Origin of the sequence: Psychrobacter jeotgali (assembly GCF_904846315.1) — a bacterium.
Classification (GTDB): domain Bacteria; phylum Pseudomonadota; class Gammaproteobacteria; order Pseudomonadales; family Moraxellaceae; genus Psychrobacter; species Psychrobacter jeotgali.
Genome location: NZ_CAJHAF010000001.1, coordinates 42,172 through 61,697 on the forward strand (window position 1 = coordinate 42,172; position 19,526 = coordinate 61,697).

A 19,526-nucleotide genomic window follows, 5' to 3' on the forward strand; every position below is an offset into this window, starting at 1 on the left:
ATTAGTTAGTGGTTGCTGCTGAACTATTAGCATCTGCATTATTATCAGCGTTATTAGCATTTTCACTAGCTGGCTTGTCCATCGTTTTAGCAGCTTGCTGTGGAGTTTTGCCGGTAGGCGGAGCTCCTGCTGCAGCTGATTCTGGATTAGGGTTGTCTAGTGGTTTTACGACGACTTCTTGTTCAGGTTGGACTTTACCACCGCCAATGACGACGACCTTATCTCCTGACTCTAAGCCATCAGTGACCACCCATTGCCCCTCGTAAGTACCGCTAATAGTAACGGGACGGACCTGGATTTTGTTATTTCCATCTACGATGTATACTTGAGTATCACCTTTAGGAGTACGGGTAACGGCACTTTGCGGGATTAAAGCGGCATTAGGAATGACACTTTGAGTTAAGCGTGCGGAGACATACATACCCGGCAATAAAACATTATTAGGGTTCGGGAATATAGCTCGCAGAGTCACGGCGCCCGTTGATTCATCAACTCTAGCCTCTGATAGCGCAATTTGACCGCGTACGGGATAAACTGAACCATCCTCTAACACCAGCTCAACAGAGTTGATGCCCGCTTGAGCTTTACCTTCAGCGAGTTGTTGACGTAGTTTGAGTAGATCAGAGGAGGACTGACTGATATCCACATAAATAGGATCTAAACGTGAAACCGTAACCAAAGGTTCAGGTTGGCCTGAGCTCACTAAGGTGCCAGCAGTAACGTTTGAGCGATCGGTACGTCCGGTGATTGGAGAACGTACAATCGTACGATTGAGGTCTAGAGTACTAGCGTCCAAGTTAGCTTTGGCTGTTTGAATATTGGCCTTAGCACTTTCTATGCCTGCTTGGGTTTGACCGACCGCTGCTTGTGCGCTTTCGACCGCAGCCTGTGCCGTACGGACCTGGGTCTGTGCTTGGTCATATTGCTGTTTAGAGATGGCGTCGATATCCACTAGGCCTTTAAGACGCTGAAAGTCGTTTACTGCTTGTGCTAACGATGCTTGACGACTCGCAAGCTCAGCTTTAGCATTGGCATTATTGGCTAGTGCAGTCTGGTAGTTAGCCTGAGCCTGCTGTACTGCTGCCTGACCGCTAGCAACCGAAGTAGTATAGTTATCGGTATTGATACGATAAAGAGGCTGATCCTTTTTGACATTGCTGCCTTCACGGAACAGTACTTCATTAATAATACCGTTTACCTGAGGCCGGACACCTGCTACTTCAAAAGCAGCGGTGCGACCAGAAAAAGTCTGTACTTGGGGGATAGTATCAAAGCTGACGGTCTGGACGTTGACGACGGCAGGTGGCATCTGCTGCTGAGCGGCTTCACCAGCGGCGTCCTCGTTTTTGTCACAGCCAACCAGTACAGCTCCAGATAGTACAGATGCTATTACAAGCGCAAGATATGAGTGCTTCATCAAGGTCCTCGTTAATAATATAAGTGCGATACAAGTAAAGTCGCAAGTAAAATCTTAGTGATTAGTCTTAAGGTAATAGCTATAGTAGCTGACTGGTAGAGAGTATTATCAGCAGCTTTTTAATGCAATAAACCGGTAAGTTAAGTTTTAGGGTCTGATTAATATCTAATGATTAACACCTAAATGTTATTAGTATTTAAACGGTTAACTCTTTAACCCTTAACCTTTAAATTTTAACGTCAAGCAAACAACCAAGACATAAAGTTGGTCAAGTCGTTCGTTTGGATTAATGGTGTTAGTTATTATAAACTATCGGGTATACCCCACAGTCAAGCAATGAAAACCAATATCTATCAAAAGATATATTATTCAAAGCTGGTTTAAGGAGCTAAAAGTCTTGGTAGCGCTGCTACAGTAACCAATAAACCTTATCTTGCATCCCAACTAACGACTCATTTATACATTGTTACTTTTTGTTATAAAATATGATTTTATTATCGATTTTGGACTTAAAGCTATGCAACAGCCCGATGTACATTTAAATAGTATAAAGTCAATATTTTAGCAATGTTTGCTAATTAAGGTCAAAACCTCATTGTTAATCGGAGCTTTTAAACTACCTATCATCGAGTAGAGCCCGTTAATAATGCTATATAAAGTGATTTTTGAAATAGACTTATAATAAGCGTGCACTAGCAAGTTCAGTTAATTGATGTAAGCCTTTACGGTAACGATTATCAGGAAGCTTGGTTAATGCTTGCTGGGCAAGTCTAGTTTCTTCTAAAGCGCGCTCAGTACAATAGGTAAGTGATCCAGAGCTGCGTACTAGCTCGATTAACTGCTCAGCGTTAGGAGTTTTGCCGGTTTGCACGGCAATACGTAGCTGCTCATAGCCATCAGGGTTACTGTCTTTGAGTAACTCAAGCGCTTTAATAGTTGGTAATGTAGGTTTACCTTCGGCTAAATCGTCGCCTAAGTTTTTACCCATTAGCTCACTATCACCGCTATAGTCGAGTACATCATCAATGATCTGAAAGGCATTACCAAAATGCTGACCAAAGTCTGCTAATGCTGGTAGATACTGCTCTTGCCTCTGCAATATAGCTGCACCTTGGGTGGCCATCATAAATAGACGTGAGGTTTTACCATCGATGATCCGCAAGTAATCATCCTCAGTGGCGCTAGGATTATGCTGGTGCTGTAATTGCAGCACTTCACCTTCAGCGATATCACAGGTGCCATCGGAGAATAATTGCAACAACGGTAAGCTTTGAAAACCAACTAATAAGTTAAAGGCGCGGGCGATCAAATAGTCGCCTACTAACACGGCAGTAGCGTTGTCCCAAGTAGCATTGGCAGTGGGTTTACCGCGGCGCTGTCCAGACTCGTCAATCACATCATCGTGGACTAAAGTAGCGGTATGCAGCATCTCGGTAATTGCTGCTAGATGCATCGCTTGCTGTGATGGGCTGTCATTGAACATACGGGCGCATAGAAGCGTGATCAGCGGGCGCATTCGTTTACCACCCGCACTAATGACATGTTGAGAGACACTCATAACCAGTTGGACTTTTGAGTCAAGACTACCAAAGACTTGCTGGTCCATAATTTCAAAGTCATCAGCAACGATGCTTTGGATATCAGCGTAACTTGGAATATCGTTAGAGCCTGAAGTAGGCGAGAGGATAGTCGATGATTGAGATGAAGAAATACTGGTCATAATAAATAGTCATACCAATTAATAAAAAAGAAGAATAGCGAAGTGTTATAGCTATTTGTGAGCATATAATAACATAGCTACTTATGTAAATCGGTTATTAAAGTGCAATAGAGACATAACAGCGGTAACAATATAGTGATAGCTGCTATCGTGAGGCAGTGGTAAAGAGCTGCAGCTGCCTAATCTAAACCTCCATTTAGCGCTGCTTTTAATTGAGGCTGCTTTTAATATAGTTGGTTATACTAGGTAGGGTGTTATCTTTATAAGTCCTTTTAATTACCTTTAAGCGATAAATACAGAAATAATTGTAAGTTACTGATTATATAAGCTATAATAGCCGGCGTTAGGCTAAAAGCTATGATTGGTTTTGTTACAGCGTGACCACCTTAAAAAACAAACGACACAAGTAAGCTAGATGACTTGCTTTTAAAGCTAAAAGTAAGTAAAATCTTGCCTTTAATTTTTCCCTGTCGTGTTCGTTATCGAAGCGTTGATATTATGTCAGCCACGGCACACGGGTTAAACGGAGTCAGACAATGTACGCAGTAATTAAAAGTGGTGGTAAGCAGCACCGTGTAGTCGTCGATGAATTGCTTAAAGTTGAATTACTAAAAGCAGAAACCGGCGAAACGATTAAGTTTGAAGATGTTTTGATGGTTGTTGATGGTGATAACGTCAAAATTGGTCAACCAGTCGTTGAAGGTGCTAGTGTAGAGGTTGAAGTGGTTGAACATGGTCGCGGCGAAAAAATCCGTATCATCAAGCACAACCGTCGTAAGCATTATCACAAAGAGCAAGGTCACCGCCAATGGTACACCTTGTTAAAAATCAAAGCGATTAATGCTTAATTATCAATATTTAGTTATTACTGAATAGTTATTACTGATAAATAACGCACTAAAAGCTCAAGATATATCACATAAGTGATAAATCAAATTAACAAGGAGATTTTCTCATGGCACATAAAAAAGCTGCCGGTTCGACCCGTAACGGTCGTGATTCAAACCCAAAAATGCTTGGCGTAAAGATCTTTGGTGGTCAAGCTATCACTGCTGGTAACATCATCGTTCGCCAACGTGGTACAGAATTTCATGCTGGCGAAGGTGTTGGCATGGGTCGTGATCATACTTTATTCGCACTAAATGATGGTGTAGTGAAGTTTACGACTAAAGGTAAATTTAACCGTCGCTATGTGATGGTTGAAAGCGCATAATTGTTATGTGCACAGGATGTACAGCTACTAGACGGCTGACTAATCTTCTTTAAAGTAACACTAAATTGTTATGTTAATGAAGACTTAAAGTATATAAGTAGCGAAATCCCCATTACTGATTTATCGGTAATGGGGATTTTTTATGGGCTACTGTTCTTTAATAACTTCAGTATTCACTTGATGAAAGGCTGTCATGAAGTCATGAAAGGCTAACTATATAAGCTCAAGAGATAAGACCAAAAGTAGTTAATATTAATAACGGTCCTATGCAATATAGCGTAATATAGCCCGTTACAAGCGTGTATGGCAGGCGTAGTATTGATTGCAATTCATGACTAGGCGTGTGATAAAAAAACTGGCACACTGTTTTTATAATTTAACAGTGCAAGGTATGAAGGTAAGGTATGAAAACTAATAACTAGGATAAACCTATCAAGACAACCCCTATTTTACTTTGAAGCTAATATTTTTATGAGAGGATAAAGAATGACTTTTTTAACCAAGCAAGCTAATTCAACTAAGCAAACAATGACCCTAAAGCAAAAATTGATGAGTGGTGTGTTAACGGGAGCTTTAGTCTCTACTCTAGGCGTAGCAGCGCCTATGATCGCTTTGACTCAGTCAGCTACCGCCGCACCTGCTGACAGCTTAGTAGCGGCTAAACGTCTGAATAAGCTATTAACCAATACCAAAAGCATGACTGCTAACTTTTCTCAAACTACCAAAGGGGCAAGCAGTGGCACCTTTACCGGAACGATGAGTGTTCAGCGTCCTAATAATTTTCGCTGGGAAACCAAATCACCATCAGAGCAAATAATCGTAGCTAATGGTAATTCCATGTGGATATACGATAAGGATTTGGAGCAAGCAACCAAACAAGCGGTTGATACCCAAGTAGGTAATACACCGGCACTATTACTATCAGGTGATCCGAGCAAAATTGATAAAAACTTTAGGGTTACCCAGCCTTATAGTAGCAAAAACTACTACGTGCTCTATCCTAAATCAGGCGATGCAAGCTTTAAAAATCTATCCGTAAGCTTTAGTGGTGGTAAGCCAGTCATGATGGTACTCAATGATAGCCTAGGTCAGACGACATCGATCAAATTTAGTAATATCAAACTCAACCCCAGTATCAATAGCAGTCAATTTAAATTTACTCCGCCAGCAGGAGTGGATGTTATTAACCAGTAGGTGCACCATTAAGGTTTAAAAGTGTTCAGGCAAGATAAAAGGTTGTTATCGAACATAATCACAGGGCAAGCCATCTATCGGGCTTGTCTTTTTTTTATATCTGCCTCTATATATGTTGGTTGCAATTAAGCTTATTTGGTTTACAATGTTTTTAAATTCAGCCTTGCTCGCTTTGGTTTTTATGGAGCAAGTATGGCAGGGCCGTTTAAGCCTTAACTCAGATTTTTTTTGTGTTGCTGCAAGCTTATAAGTATGGGCAGCTTTTGTTCATCAGACCGCTATCAAGTCTTTGTAATAAATATTGCCTAGTTTAAAATACATATTTTGTAGCATATAAAATGACTGAACAATATTGTCAAAAACTGGCTTTTGAAGCGCTATAAGCGTATAGTAAGCAAATAATTTATGCCAATTGTCACGCCATTTTGACTACGTATAACGAGTTATTAAATCAATTAAATGACTTAGTATGATATTGATTTAATAAGTTTGTCTTGCGTTATTATAAGGGTTTGACGACCAGCCTTTATCTGCTTAGTTGCCAGATATTTTTCAGGGTGGTTTTCGATAAGCCCACCGTCAATAATCTTGATAATTGGTCGTTACCAACACCGTTTGGTCTGTTTAGTGCTGATAGTTAAATAGTACTGATGCTTAGTTATTGATAATCAGCTATTGATAAAGCTATCCATTAACAGTCATTTGTGTTTTCGTCTGCGTTAAGGCTCAGCTTAGTGCTATAGGAAGTGAGTATCCTTAGTAGTTAGTATTTACTAGTTTAGTAGGTACTGTTTTTAGGTTATTCATTCTCATAGTTATTCAGTTGTACCTAACACTCGAATGGGTGAGGAGCACGTATTATCATGTCTGCCTATAATTGGTCAGCAGTTGCTTTTATTTTAGCCGCTATCGGTTTGGTTGTCTTTATGCTGGCCGTTCCGCGTCTCCTCGGTGGACGCTCTCATGGCTCACAAAAAGAAGAAACATTTGAAGCAGGTGTTGTCGGAGCTGGCAATGCCCGTATTCGCTTGTCTGCAAAATTCTATTTGGTGGCTATTTTCTTTGTCATCTTCGATTTAGAAGCTTTATATCTGTATGCCTATGCGATTTCGGTCCGTGATGTGGGTTGGCTTGGCTTTGCTGCTGCTGCCGTATTTATCGGGGTATTAATCATTGGTTTGATATATGAGCTGGGCTTGGGTGCCATGAACTGGTCGCCATCCGATAGACGTCAAAAACAACCACGTTTGACCGCCGCACCTGCTGGGTTTAATTTAGCCAGTATTACTAAGTTCGATGGGGTCGAAGAACTTATGGTAGACCCGACTGGTAAAATACCGGCACAGTCTTCAGGACAGATTAACGTCTCGAACAACATTGAAGCCAATCGTCGCCATCTAAAAAACATTGATCATAATATTAACACTACCGGCAATATTACTTCAGTGGACTTTGCAGCTGCTGCTCAAAGTACTGATGTTGAGCCTAAATCTTAATCACTAGCTCATAATGAACTATTGATTATTATACTAACAGTATTATTTTTGGTAACGCTATTATTACCGTTCAGCGCTTAATCTAAAGGTTAGATGTTATGAAATACACCTTAACAAAAGCCAATCCTGATGCAGATGAATATCCTGCACAGTCTCGTCAAACAGTCACTGACCCTATCGAAGATGAAGTCAATAAAAATGTATTTATGGGCCGTTTAGAAGACCTAGTACATTCAACGGCCAACTGGGGTCGTAAGCACTCATTATGGCCATTTAACTTTGGTACTTCTTGCTGTTATGTCGAATACGCCACCACTTTGACTGCGGTGCATGATTTATCGCGCTTCGGGGCAGAGGTTATTCGTGCCTCGCCGCGGCAGGCTGATGTGATGATTGTAGCGGGCACCTGTTTTGTGAAAATGGCACCAGTTATCCAGCGCCTTTATGAGCAAATGCTAGAGCCGAAATGGGTGATATCCATGGGCGCTTGTGCCAACTCAGGCGGTATGTATGATATCTACTCAGTAGTACAAGGGGTGGATAAGATCATTCCGGTTGATGTTTATGTTCCTGGCTGTCCACCGCGCCCAGAAGCTCTGATTCAGGGTCTGATGCTTCTACAAGAGTCTATTACCAAAGAGCGCCGTCCGCTAGGTATCCACGTCAACGATAAAGGCGTATATCAGCCGCAAATGACGCCTGAGCGTGATCGTAAACAGGCGGATCGTATTGCAGTAAAAAATCTACGCAGTCCTGACAGTATTTAGATTGGCATAGAATTTAACTGAAGAGCAAAGCTTAATTTTTATACTTATATCAATTTCTCCTCACAGTCAGTGGCGGTTGTTAGTTACGGTTAATGAAGGAATACATCATTCATGGTCACGGTAGTCGAAAATACAGATCCTAAGATTAAGCCCGTACCAGCAGTAATCAGAGAGCTGGGTCATAAATATGCTGGAAAATTTGTAGTTCAGCATACCATTGATGAGATTCCTACGGTCTGGGTTGCACGTGCTGATTTATTAGAAATCCTAATGTTTTTACGTAAACTGCCTAAGCCTTATGTCATGTTATATGACTTATCGGCTATAGATGAGCGCCTACGTAAGCATCGTCAGGGTTTGCCTGATAGCGATTTTACGGTGTTTTATCACCTGATGTCGCTTGAGCGTAATAGTGATGTGCGCATTAAGGTTGCGCTTAGTGAAGATGACTTGAATGTGCCTAGTGCGACCAATATTTGGCCCAATGCCAACTGGTATGAGCGTGAAGTGTGGGATATGTTCGGGATCGTCTTTAGCGGTCACCCACATTTGACCCGTATTTTATTACCTAAATACTGGGAGGGGCATCCGCTACGTAAAGAGTATCATGCGCGTGCGACTGAATTTACCCCGTACTTCTTAAATGCTGCCAAACAGCAATATGAGCAAGAAAACCTGCGTTTTGTCCCCGAAGAGTGGGGCATGAAACGCTCAGGACGTGATGAAGACTTTATGTTCTTGAACATCGGTCCTAACCACCCTTCAGCGCATGGAGCTTTTAGATTAGTACTGCAACTTGATGGCGAAGAAGTGGTCGATTGTATCCCAGATATTGGTTATCACCACCGTGGCGCTGAAAAGATGGCAGAGCGCCAAACTTGGCACTCCTACATTCCTTATACCGACCGTATTGATTATCTAGGCGGGGTGATGAATGAGCTGCCTTATATTATGTCAGTTGAAAAACTAGCGGGTATAACCGTCCCTGATCGCGCTCAGACCATTCGTATTATGATGAGTGAGTTTTTCCGCATTACTAATAACTTGCTCTATGTCGGCACCTTTATTCAAGATGCCGGTGGTATGACCCCGGTATTCTATATGTTTACTGACCGCCAAAAAGCTTATGATGTGATTGAAGCGGTAACCGGTTATCGTATGCACCCGGCTTGGTTCCGTATTGGCGGCACCGCAGCCGATTTACCGCGCGGCTGGCAGCGTTTGGTACGAGAGTTCTTAGATTGGATGCCCAAACGCTTGGATGAATACGTCAAAGCGGCGCTACAGAATAGTGTACTAAAAGGCCGTACCCAAGGCGTGGCGCAATATAACGCCAAGCAAGCATTGGCTTGGGGCGTAACCGGCGTTGGCCTAAGAGCTACGGGTGTCGATTACGATTTACGTAAAGCCCGTCCTTACATGGGCTACGAAAACTTTGATTTTGAAGTGCCCATTGGTTACAACGGTGATGCTTATGATCGCTGTATGCTGAAAATAGAAGAGATTCGCCAATCAATGCGCATCATCCGTCAATGTATGGACAATATGCCGCAAGGCCCTTATAAAGCCGATCATCCACTGACGGTACCACCGCCCAAAGATCGCACTTTAAACGATATCGAAACTTTGATTAACCACTTTATCTCGGTATCGTGGGGACCAGTTATGCCTGCAGGTGAATGCGCCACTTTGGTAGAAGCGACCAAGGGAATTAATAGTTATTATATTACCTCGGACCGTGCCACCATGAGCTATCGTACGCGGATTCGCACCCCAACATTTGCACATCTGCAACAGATGCCATCGGTGATTAATGGCTCTTTGGTTTCAGATGCCATCATGTATTTGGCCTCTATCGATATTGTTATGGCAGATTGTGATCGTTAAGCCTTACCGAAGAAAAGTAGTGAAGCAAAGTAATTTGAAAGTAAAAAGTTATATAATGAATTATCGCCAACAGGCACACCAAACGCTTTTGAATTGTAGAGCGTGATGAGTGAGGATAAGAAAAACACTATGAAAATTGTTTCTGACAAAGCGCCAAGAGTAGATGTAGCTAGTATCTTAACCAGCGAGGAGATTGCGGCGATTCACGAGTTTATGCATCATTATCCGCATGCTCGAGCCGCCTCGTTAGATGCGCTAAAAATTGTACAAAAGCGCAATGGCTGGGTCGATGATGCCCAAGTTAACGCTATTGCTAACATTTTAGATATCCCAGTGACAGATATGGAAGGAGTGGCGACCTTTTTTAACCGTATCTACCGTCAACCGGTTGGCCGTCACGTCATTTTAATTTGTGATTCAGTGGCCTGTTACTTGACTGGTTATGAAGCGCTATCTGCTGAACTAAAATCGCAACTGGGTATCGATTATGGACAGACTACTACTGACGGCCGTTTTACGCTATTACCGATTTGCTGTCTAGGCAACTGTGATAAGGGTCCGGCGGTACTGATTGATGAAGATACTTATGGTCCTGTCCAGCCGGAAGAAGTCGCTCAATTGTTGGAGCTATACGCATGAGATTAACTGTTGCAGAGCAAATCGCTCGTCGTAATCAAGGTAAAGCGCCAAGCCAGCTTAATGACCAACGCATTGCCGTTTATGGTGACAAAGCGACCGCTACTAGTGAGACCAAACCGCTAACTTGGCGTCTGGCTCATCATGATGCGGTATTAGATTTGGCCACTTATGAGTCACTGCGTGGTTTTGAGGCTTTAAAAATAGCTTTAAACCAATCACCTGAGACTACCCTCAATACTATTAAAGAAGCAGTAGTAAAAGGTCGGGGCGGAGCAGGCTTCCCGGCTGGTATCAAGTGGTCACTAATGGCACCGCTCGATGGCGGGCCACGCTATTTAATATGCAATGCTGATGAGATGGAACCGGGTACTTTTAAAGATCGATTACTAATGGAGCGCCTACCATTTCAGCTGATCGAAGGCATGATTATCTCGGCTTATGCGATTGGAGCTACAGCAGGATATATCTTTATTCGCGGCGAGTATATTTTGGCTGCTGAGCGCTTGAATGCTGCCCTTGACGAGATGCGAGCTAACAATCTAATTGGCGATGATATCTTAGGTTCAGGCTATAGTTTTGATTTGCATGTGCATACCGGTGCTGGACGCTATATCTGCGGTGAAGAAACGGCTTTATTGAACGCTTTAGAGGGTCGCCGTGCTAACCCACGTACCAAGCCGCCATTTCCGCAAGTCGCTGGCGCATGGGGTCGACCTACTATCGTCAATAACGTTGAGACTTTGCATAACGTCTCAGCGATTATTTTGCATGGTAGTAAATGGTATCAGGATTTGGCGAAGATTAAAGGGGTAGTCGAAACCCCGGGCACCAAGTTATTTGGCTGTTCAGGATTAGTCAACGATCCTGGTCTATGGGAGCTGCCTTTTGGTTATACGGCACGTGAGATTATTGAAGATTTCGCTGGTGGTATGATCGAGGGTAAGAAGCTTAAAGCGTGGCTACCCGGCGGCGCCTCCACCGACTTCTTAACCGCTGATCATTTAGACACTGTTGTTGACTTTGATACCATTCAAAAAGCTGGTAGCCGTATGGGTACAGGTCTGCTTATGGTGGTGGATGAAGAGCAAGATATGGTGGCTTTATTACGCAACCTTGAGATCTTCTTTCAGCGTGAGTCTTGCGGCTTTTGTACCCCATGCCGCGATGGCCTGCCGTGGGGAGTCAAACTGCTTACCGCCATTAATGATGGCGAAGGGCAAGTGGGTGATGTCGAAAAGTTAGAAGGCTTAACCCGCGACTTATGGATCGGTAAAACCTTTTGCGCCCATGCCCCCGGTGCTATGGAGCCTCTTATGAGTGCCATTAAATACTTCCGCCCCGAGTTCGATCAAAAAATCGCTCGAGCGGTCGGTGAAAATGTTATTGAGGCTGCAGCCAATCAACAGCCTGTAGTGAAATAAGGAGAACGGCATGGCAGTCATACATATTGATGGAACCACTGTCGAAGTAGATAGCTCAGACAACTTGCTACAAGCTTGTTTGTCACTTGGCATTGATGTTCCTTATTTTTGTTATCATCCGGCTTTGGGCTCGGTAGGCTCGTGCCGTCAGTGCGCAGTCAAACAGTATCAAAACCTCGATGACATGGAAGCAGGTAAAGGCAAACTGGTGATGTCTTGTATGGTCGCACCCGCTGATGATATGTATATCTCAGTTACCGATGAGGAAGCCAAAGCCTTTCGTAAGTCTATGGTTGAGCTGCTAATGACCAACCACCCCCATGACTGTCCTACTTGTGAAGAGGGCGGTCATTGTCATTTGCAAGATATGACCTATATGTCAGGTCATACCAATCGCCGTTATCGCTTTACCAAACGTACCCACCATAATCAAGAGCTTGGGCCTTTTATTGCTCATGAGATGAACCGCTGTATCGCCTGTTACCGCTGTGTGCGCTTTTATAAAGACTATGCCGGTGGAGAGGACTTAGGCGTTTATGCATCGAACAATCGAGTGTATTTTGGCCGTGATAAAGATGGTCAGCTCGAAAGTGAGTTTTCAGGTAATTTAACTGAAGTATGTCCAACCGGGGTGTTCACCGACAAGACCCATTCTGAGCGCTATAACCGCAAGTGGGATATGCAGTATGCACCAAGCATCTGCCACGGCTGTTCAGCAGGTTGTAACATCTCACCAGGTGAGCGTTATGGCGAACTGCGCCGTATTGAGAACCGTTATAATGGCGAGGTAAACCGTTATTTCCTATGTGATCGGGGCCGCTTTGGTTATGGCTACGTCAATCGTGATGATCGCCCCACCCAAGCGCTAGAACTTATCAATGAAAAACACGTCAAAATCAATATCGACTACGCACTTGATGAAACTATTAAGCGTATAAAAGATAAAAAAGTTATCGGTATTGGTTCACCGCGTGCCAGTCTTGAGACTAACTTTGCACTAAAAAACATGGTAGGTTTTGATAACTTCTCAACCGGCTTGAATCATCAGCAGCAAGCTTTAGTTAATAAATGTATCGAAGTATTGAGCACAGAAGGGATCCATAATCCCGGTATGACTGAAATTGAAAGTCATGATGCGGTACTGATTCTGGGTGAAGATATTACCCAAACCTCATCGAGAGTAGCGCTATCTGTACGCCAAGCTGCAAAGAATGAAGGTATTAAAATGGCTGCTGCTGCCAAGACTCAAGCTTGGTTAGCAGAGCCGGTACAGCGTATTGCTCAAGGTGTAAATAGTCCAGTATATGTTATTGATGTCACTCAAACTAAGCTTGATGATATTAGTAAAGTCAGTGTGGTAGCAACGCCTGAAGATATTACTAGGCTAGGCTTTAAGGTTGCGGATGAGATTGCTAATTTAGCGGATGATTTGAGCCAAATATCAGATCCTCAACAAAATAATCAGCCGCAAAATGCTCATGAAACTAGCACTGATGCTATGCAAGCGCTAGCGCAGCAAATCGCTTATGATCTAATACAAGCTGATAGACCGCTGGTCGTATCAGGAAGCAGCTTGTCCTCGACGGCACTGATAGAAGCAGCGGCGCAAATCACCCAAGCATTGACCCAAAAACGTACTGCTATCAAAGCTACCGAGCAAAGTCAGGTTGATGCGCATAATGCTAAAGTCCGTGGTGGACAGCTTGATGATGAACAAATTAGTGCTGCCAAGACTCGTGCGCAAACCGAGCAGCCCGAAGAGAATAAAGAGCTAGCTGCCAAGCCTGCTAAACCTGAAACCGGTACTAATAAAGAAGCGCAAGATGATATCGATCGTGAGCCTGCCGATAAGCTTGAGTTAAAAGAAGTTAATAAGGCTTACCATGCGCAAGCGGGTATTTATCTAACCGTTCCTGATGCTAATAGCATGGGCGTGTGTTTATTGGGTGGTCAGTCCGTTGAAGAGCTATTGGCCACGGATTTTGATGTATTAATAGTGGCCGAAAATCAGCTGACCGAAGCTATTGATGCTCGAAAACTTTCGCAGTTGTTAGTAGACAAGACTGTTATTGCTTTAGATCATCAACTGCTGGACTGGCATAAAGATGTGGATATCATATTGCCAGCAGCGAGCTTCGCTGAAGCCGATGGCACCTTGATATCAGCCGAAGGTCGTGCGCAGCGTTTCTTCCAAGTTTATGATAACAGCTACTACCATCCGCTCAGCAGTATTAAAGAGGGTTGGCGCTGGCTGCATGCCGTCCATAGCAGTCTCATGGATAAAACAGTGGACTGGACCCAGCTCGATGATGTCATTAATGCTTTGATAGCGACTCATCCTAAATTAGCGGCTATTAAAGAGGCGGCTCCTGATGCTGATTACCGGATTAGTGGACTGAAAGTTGCCCGTGAGCCACGCCGTTATTCTGGCCGTACTGCCATGCGTGCGCCAATATCGGTACACGAGCCTATGCAGCCAAAAGACTTGGATACCGGTTTGACCTTTTCAATGGAAGGTTACAGCGGTAATAAAACTGCCAGCTCCATGATCCCTTTCGCTAACGCTCCGGGTTGGAACTCACCGCAAGCGTGGAATAAATATCAAGATAAAGTAGGCGGCAGTCTAAAGAAAGGCGATCCAGGGGTACGTATATTTGATCGCTTAGAGCGTTTAGCTATGCGCCAATATATAGCGCCAGAAGTCAGCACCATGAGCAGTACCAATATGCAGCAAGGTCAAGCCAAATTAGTGCCTATCTATAATATTTATGCCAGCTCCATGATGGCCTCTCGTAGTCCAGTAGTGGCAGAGCAGTTGCCTATCGCTACTTGGCGCGTGGGTATAGACGATGCGCAAGACTGGAATATAGCTACAGGTGATTATTTAGCGATTGAGATTGATCAGCAGCAGATTACCTTACCAGTACAAGTGGTTCCTTATTTAGCAGAAGGCTGTATTGGTTATCCAGTAGGGCAGGTAAACATTGTGCATCCATCAATGCCAGCATCGGTAAAGCAGGTAGATGCGCCGGTAACTTTGAGCAGTACTATGGCCGATGATCATTCAACGTCTGTAACTACAGCGCCGACCACTACGCAGGAGGTGTAATATGCAAGTGACTCGTATTATCCCTGATGTGCCTAGCTTTTTGGCCGGCATGATGACTTATGAGAGCTGGTCGATCTTTTTTATGGTCGTTCAGTCTATTATGATCTTTTTAGTGGTAGTTATTACCGCAGCGTTGATGATTGTTTATGAACGCCGGATGCTAGCACTTTGGCAAGATCGTTATGGACCCAACCGTGTGGGGCCTTTTGGCTCTTTGCAGCTGGTTGCCGATATGCTCAAAATCTTCTTTAAAGAAGATTGGACGCCAAACTTTACTGATAAGTTTATGTTTACCTTGGCGCCGGCAGTTGCTATGTTTACTGCGCTGGCGTCTTTTGCCATTATCCCCATATCACCCACACTTGGGGTTGCTGATTGGGATATTGGTATTCTGTTTTTCTTAGCTATGGGCGGTATTGCGGTTTATGCAGTGATGTTCGGTGGCTGGGCTTCGGCGAACAAGTTCTCGCTATTAGGTGGCCTGCGCTCAGCGGCACAAACCATTAGTTATGAGGTGTTCTTAGGTTTATCACTGATGGGTGTAGTGGCATTGACCGGCTCGTTTAATCTACGTGAAATTGTCGAGTCACAAATTGATGGCTGGTATATCATTCCGCAGTTCTTTGGCTTTTTGACCTTTGTAGTTGCTGGAGTAGCGGTAACTCACCGGCATCCCTTTGATCAACCAGAAGCGGAGCAAGAGCTTGCTGAAGGATATCATGTAGAATATTCTGGCATGAAATTCGGCATGTTCTTTATTGGCGAATATGTCAACGTAGTATTGATATCCGCCTTGATGACGACGCTGTTTTTTGGTGGCTGGCTGGCCCCGTTTAATTTAGATATTCCATTTATTCCACCAGCTTTTTGGTTCATTATTAAAACTTTGTTTTTTATGACTATGTTTGTTTTAGCTCGGGGCTCACTAATACGTCCGCGTTATGACCAAGTGATGAATTTTGGCTGGAAGGTTTGCTTGCCAATAACCTTAGTCAATCTGTTAGTGACGGCGGCGGTTATTTTGATCTTTTCCCCCGCTGGATAACTACAGTTAGCATTGACCAGCTAGCGTTGAATGACAGGCATTGATGTCATAAATGATGAATTAGGGTAAAGCTGATAAGGATAATAAATCCATGTTTACTAGCATAAAAAAAATTGTCGTTGGTTTCTATACCATCGTCCGCAGCATGTGGATGGTTAATAGCCACGCAATCAGGCCGCGCGATACTATTCTATACCCTGAAGAGCCGGTGCCGGTACCACCACGGTTTCGTGGGCGTATTATCCTAACTCGTGATCCTGATGGTGATGAGCGCTGTGTGGCTTGTAACCTATGTGCGGTAGCTTGTCCAGTGGGCTGCATCTCGCTACAAAAAGCTGAGCGTGAAGATGGACGTTGGTATCCAGAGTTTTTCCGCATTAACTTCTCGCGCTGTATCTTTTGTGGTATGTGTGAAGAAGCTTGTCCGACGACCGCTATTCAGATGACCCCTGACTTTGAGTTAGGTGAGTACGTTCGCCAAGATTTGGTCTATGAAAAAGAGCATTTACTAATATCAGGACCGGGTAAGTACCCTGATTACAACTATTATCGCGTAACGGGTATGGCGGTAGCAGATAAACCAAAAGGCTCAGCACAAAATGAAGCTGCGCCTGTGGATCTAAGGAGTTTGCTGCCATGATGGATTTTTTAAATCACCCTGAATTGGTAGGGTTTTATGCGCTAGGTGCGGTAGCAATTTTTGCCAGCTTACGTGTAGTCACTCAGGCCAATCCAGTGCACGCTATCTTATCGATGATTGTGTCGTTGTTAGCGGCAGCCGGCATTATGTTTATATTGGGTGCGCCATTTGCTGGTGCGCTTGAAGTAGTGGTTTATGCTGGCGCTATTTTGGTACTGTTCGTGTTTGTGATTATGATGCTCAATTTAGGTATGGAGAGCGAGGAGCGTGAGGAGCGCTGGCTCGATGCTCGTACTTGGGCGGTACCTACAGGATTAACCATTGTCATTGCGGTTACACTCTACGCAATGATTGGTCTGAATCATGATGAGACGGCAATGATTGGTGGCACTACGGTTTCTGCCAAGGCTGTTGGTACGGTATTATTTAGCAAATATGTAATGTTAGTAGAGGTGGCGGCTTTATTACTGCTCGCCGCACTGGTTGCCGCTTATCATTTAGGTAAAGCGTCGTTAGATGATGAAGGTATTGATGACAATACCATGAGTCAAGCTGATAGCTCTACAATTAATAATGAATCAACTGCTAATGCTACTGATGATGTTCAATCCACTGAAGCTTATGAATATACAGATGTCGATCCACATGATTATGTGGGTATACAACGAGTCACGCGCAAGGAGTCAGACTGATGGTACAAGCAGTGAGCGTGGCACAAGAAGTGTCGAACGTGCCGTTTGCCCATGAAGTGGTGGGCTTAGTACAGCCAGCTACTGAGGCGCAAAACGTACTGGGTATGATACCAATGAGCCATGGACTGATATTGGCTGGTATTATATTTGCAATCGGTTTGTGCGGCGTAATGGTGCGACGTAACTTCTTATTTATGTTGATGAGCCTTGAGATCATGATGAATGCAGCTGCGCTAGCATTTGTGGTGGCGGGCAGTCGCTGGGTTGATCCAGATGGGCAGATAATGTTCATCTTTATTTTAACCTTAGCCGCTGCTGAGGCTTCAATAGGGCTAGCAGTATTATTGCAGTTTTATCGTAAGCGTGGACACCTCGATGTCGATAGCGCCAATGAGATGAAAGGATGATGTCATGAGTTTATTACCATTAACCTTTATATTCCCGCTCATTGGCTTTTTAATTTTAGCCTTTATGCGTGACAGGTTAACCGAACAGGCAGCTGCGTTTGTAGGGGTGGGTAGCATGCTGCTATCGGCGCTGTGTACGCTGGCTGTCAGCTTTACTTTTTTAACCACTAATCCTGCTGGTACGGTGGTGCAAATACCACTATGGACTTGGTTTCAGGTAGGCGATTTTAATCCAGGCTTTAGCTTGAGTTTTGATGGACTGGCATTAACGATGACCGGGGTGATTACCGGAATCGGCTTTTTGATCCATCTATTTGCTGCTTGGTATATGAAGGGTGATACCGGTTTTGCCCGCTTCTTTAGCTATATGAATCTGTTCGTCGCCAGTATGTTATTACTGGTATTAGCGGATAATTTATTATTATTATATCTAGGCTGGGAAGGCGTTGGTATTTGCTCGTACTTGCTGATTGGTTTTTATTATCACGACCGTGCCAATGGGCGGGCGGCGATGAAAGCTTTTACGGTAACTCGGGTTGGTGATGTGTTTTTGGCCTTCGGATTGTTTTTATTGTTCCGCGAATTTGGCACCCTTAATATTCAAGAGATTATTACTCGTGCCCCTGAGCTATTCGATATCAATAACCCAACGATGATTTTGACCACCATGATGTTAGTGGGCGGTGCGATGGGTAAATCTGCTCAGCTACCATTACATACTTGGCTTGCTGATGCGATGGCAGGGCCAACGCCGGTATCAGCACTTATTCACGCTGCTACTATGGTAACGGCTGGGGTATATTTAATTGCCCGTATGCATCCGTTATTTATGCTAACCCCGGGTATCTTATTATACTGGGTTGGGGCAGTCGGGGCGTTAACCTTGGTGGTTGCTGGCTTTTGTGCATTGGCACAGACTGATATTAAGCGTATTCTTGCCTATTCGACCATGAGCCAAATTGGTTATATGTTCCTCGCTTTAGGTGTTGGCGCTTGGCAGGGGGCAGTGTTCCATCTGATGACCCATGCTTTCTTTAAAGCCTTGTTATTCTTATCCTCTGGTGCGGTTATTTTAGCGGTTCATCATGAGCAAAATATATTTAAGATGGGCGGCCTGCGTAAAAAGATACCGTTAGTATTTTGGAGCTATATCGTTGGTGGTGGGGCGCTGGCAGCCATTCCTTGGGTAACCGTTGGTTTCTATTCAAAAGAAGCTATCCTGTGGGAAGCCTATGCTACTGGTCATCAGGTGCTATTTTATATGGGGGTGTTCGGTGCCTTCTTAACCGCACTTTATACCTTTAGAATGATTTGGATTATCTTCTTTGGTGAAGAAAAAACCCCTGCGCATAAGTTATCAGGGATGTCATATTGGCTACCCCTTAGCGTATTGCTAGTACTATCGACCGCTGTTGGTGCCTTGATTGTTCCGCCTCTACAAGGCGTACTCCCTGAGAGCTTTGGACATTTATTAGAAGTGGCCAATCAAGCTGATGGTAAGCATACTGCCGAATATATTGCTATGGGAGCGATGGTTGCCGGTTTAGTGTTAGCCGCCTTATTATATGTTGCTGATAAAGGTCGGATGCTGACTCGCTTTAAGCAATCTAGCATTGGCGGAGCGCTATATCACTGGTGCTACCATGGTCTAGGCTTTGATGCGCTGTATGATTTGATTTTCGTAAAACCCTTTTTACTTATTGGCCGCTTATTTAAAGCCGATCCTATCGATAAGACTTGGAATATATTACCGACGCTGGCATCAGCGGGTAACAAAGCCATGTCCGCTACGCAAACAGGGTCACTTCGAGGCTATGCCGCAAGCTTTGGCTTGGGTGTCGCTGTGCTGTTAGTGCTGGTAATGATAACGGTGGTATAA

At 44.0% G+C, this 19,526-nt stretch carries 16 protein-coding genes; 14 read left to right on the forward strand and 2 right to left on the reverse strand.

Annotated elements, in window-relative coordinates; genetic code table 11:
- Position 1 precedes the first annotated feature (1 nt).
- Together JMX18_RS00160 and JMX18_RS00165 are read right to left on the reverse strand one after the other, a co-directional pair.
- Positions 2 to 1,417, reverse strand: a complete 1,416-nt coding sequence (locus tag JMX18_RS00160) for an efflux RND transporter periplasmic adaptor subunit (RefSeq protein ID WP_201582547.1) — start codon at positions 1,415 to 1,417, stop codon at positions 2 to 4.
- A 676-nt stretch (positions 1,418 to 2,093) separates the two neighbouring features.
- Positions 2,094 to 3,023 carry a polyprenyl synthetase family protein gene (locus JMX18_RS00165; RefSeq protein ID WP_201588152.1) on the reverse strand — a complete coding sequence of 310 codons (930 nt, stop codon included), beginning with the start codon at positions 3,021 to 3,023 and terminating at the stop codon, positions 2,094 to 2,096.
- 650 nt (positions 3,024 to 3,673) lie between these two features.
- Here JMX18_RS00165 and rplU point away from each other — a divergent pair.
- The 14 genes from rplU (at position 3,674) to nuoL (ending at position 19,526) form a co-directional block, all read left to right on the forward strand.
- Positions 3,674 to 3,985: a 50S ribosomal protein L21 gene (gene rplU, locus JMX18_RS00170; RefSeq protein ID WP_201582548.1), complete on the forward strand. Its 312-nt coding sequence runs from the start codon at positions 3,674 to 3,676 to the stop codon at positions 3,983 to 3,985.
- A 107-nt stretch (positions 3,986 to 4,092) separates the two neighbouring features.
- Positions 4,093 to 4,350: a 50S ribosomal protein L27 gene (gene rpmA, locus JMX18_RS00175; RefSeq protein ID WP_201582549.1), complete on the forward strand. Its 258-nt coding sequence runs from the start codon at positions 4,093 to 4,095 to the stop codon at positions 4,348 to 4,350.
- Positions 4,351 to 4,836: 486 nt separating this feature from the next.
- Positions 4,837 to 5,544 (forward strand): outer membrane lipoprotein chaperone LolA, encoded by a 708-nt coding sequence (gene lolA, locus JMX18_RS00180; RefSeq protein ID WP_201582552.1) that lies wholly within the window; start codon positions 4,837 to 4,839, stop codon positions 5,542 to 5,544.
- 863 nt (positions 5,545 to 6,407) lie between these two features.
- A complete protein-coding gene (gene ndhC / locus JMX18_RS00185; protein ID WP_201582554.1) occupies positions 6,408 to 7,040 on the forward strand; it encodes an NADH-quinone oxidoreductase subunit A in 633 nt (210 codons plus the stop codon).
- Positions 7,041 to 7,138: 98 nt separating this feature from the next.
- A complete protein-coding gene (locus tag JMX18_RS00190; RefSeq protein ID WP_201582556.1) occupies positions 7,139 to 7,807 on the forward strand; it encodes a NuoB/complex I 20 kDa subunit family protein in 669 nt (222 codons plus the stop codon).
- A 111-nt stretch (positions 7,808 to 7,918) separates the two neighbouring features.
- Positions 7,919 to 9,694, forward strand: a complete 1,776-nt coding sequence (gene nuoC / locus JMX18_RS00195) for an NADH-quinone oxidoreductase subunit C/D (protein ID WP_201582558.1) — start codon at positions 7,919 to 7,921, stop codon at positions 9,692 to 9,694.
- Positions 9,695 to 9,823: 129 nt separating this feature from the next.
- The gene (gene nuoE, locus JMX18_RS00200; RefSeq protein ID WP_201582560.1) at positions 9,824 to 10,333 is read left to right on the forward strand and encodes an NADH-quinone oxidoreductase subunit NuoE; all 510 of its coding nucleotides are present in this window, start codon (positions 9,824 to 9,826) and stop codon (positions 10,331 to 10,333) included.
- Complete coding sequence (nuoF, locus tag JMX18_RS00205; RefSeq protein ID WP_201582562.1) at positions 10,330 to 11,754, forward strand: NADH-quinone oxidoreductase subunit NuoF; 1,425 nt, start codon at positions 10,330 to 10,332, stop codon at positions 11,752 to 11,754. Before nuoE ends, nuoF begins: the two co-directional genes overlap by 4 nt.
- A 10-nt stretch (positions 11,755 to 11,764) precedes the next feature.
- On the forward strand, positions 11,765 to 14,863 hold the full coding sequence (gene nuoG, locus JMX18_RS00210) for an NADH-quinone oxidoreductase subunit NuoG (protein ID WP_201582564.1): 3,099 nt from the start codon (positions 11,765 to 11,767) through the stop codon (positions 14,861 to 14,863).
- Between the two features lie 49 nt (positions 14,864 to 14,912).
- Positions 14,913 to 15,908, forward strand: coding sequence for an NADH-quinone oxidoreductase subunit NuoH (nuoH, locus tag JMX18_RS00215; protein WP_201588153.1), 996 nt, complete (start codon positions 14,913 to 14,915; stop codon positions 15,906 to 15,908).
- Positions 15,909 to 15,999: 91 nt separating this feature from the next.
- Positions 16,000 to 16,548: an NADH-quinone oxidoreductase subunit NuoI gene (nuoI, locus tag JMX18_RS00220; protein ID WP_265088801.1), complete on the forward strand. Its 549-nt coding sequence runs from the start codon at positions 16,000 to 16,002 to the stop codon at positions 16,546 to 16,548.
- A complete protein-coding gene (nuoJ, locus tag JMX18_RS00225; RefSeq protein WP_201582566.1) occupies positions 16,545 to 17,240 on the forward strand; it encodes an NADH-quinone oxidoreductase subunit J in 696 nt (231 codons plus the stop codon). The genes nuoI and nuoJ overlap by 4 nt, the downstream gene beginning before the upstream one ends.
- A 98-nt stretch (positions 17,241 to 17,338) precedes the next feature.
- Complete coding sequence (gene nuoK, locus JMX18_RS00230) at positions 17,339 to 17,647, forward strand: NADH-quinone oxidoreductase subunit NuoK (protein ID WP_201588155.1); 309 nt, start codon at positions 17,339 to 17,341, stop codon at positions 17,645 to 17,647.
- 4 nt (positions 17,648 to 17,651) lie between these two features.
- The gene (gene nuoL, locus JMX18_RS00235) at positions 17,652 to 19,526 is read left to right on the forward strand and encodes an NADH-quinone oxidoreductase subunit L (protein ID WP_201582568.1); all 1,875 of its coding nucleotides are present in this window, start codon (positions 17,652 to 17,654) and stop codon (positions 19,524 to 19,526) included.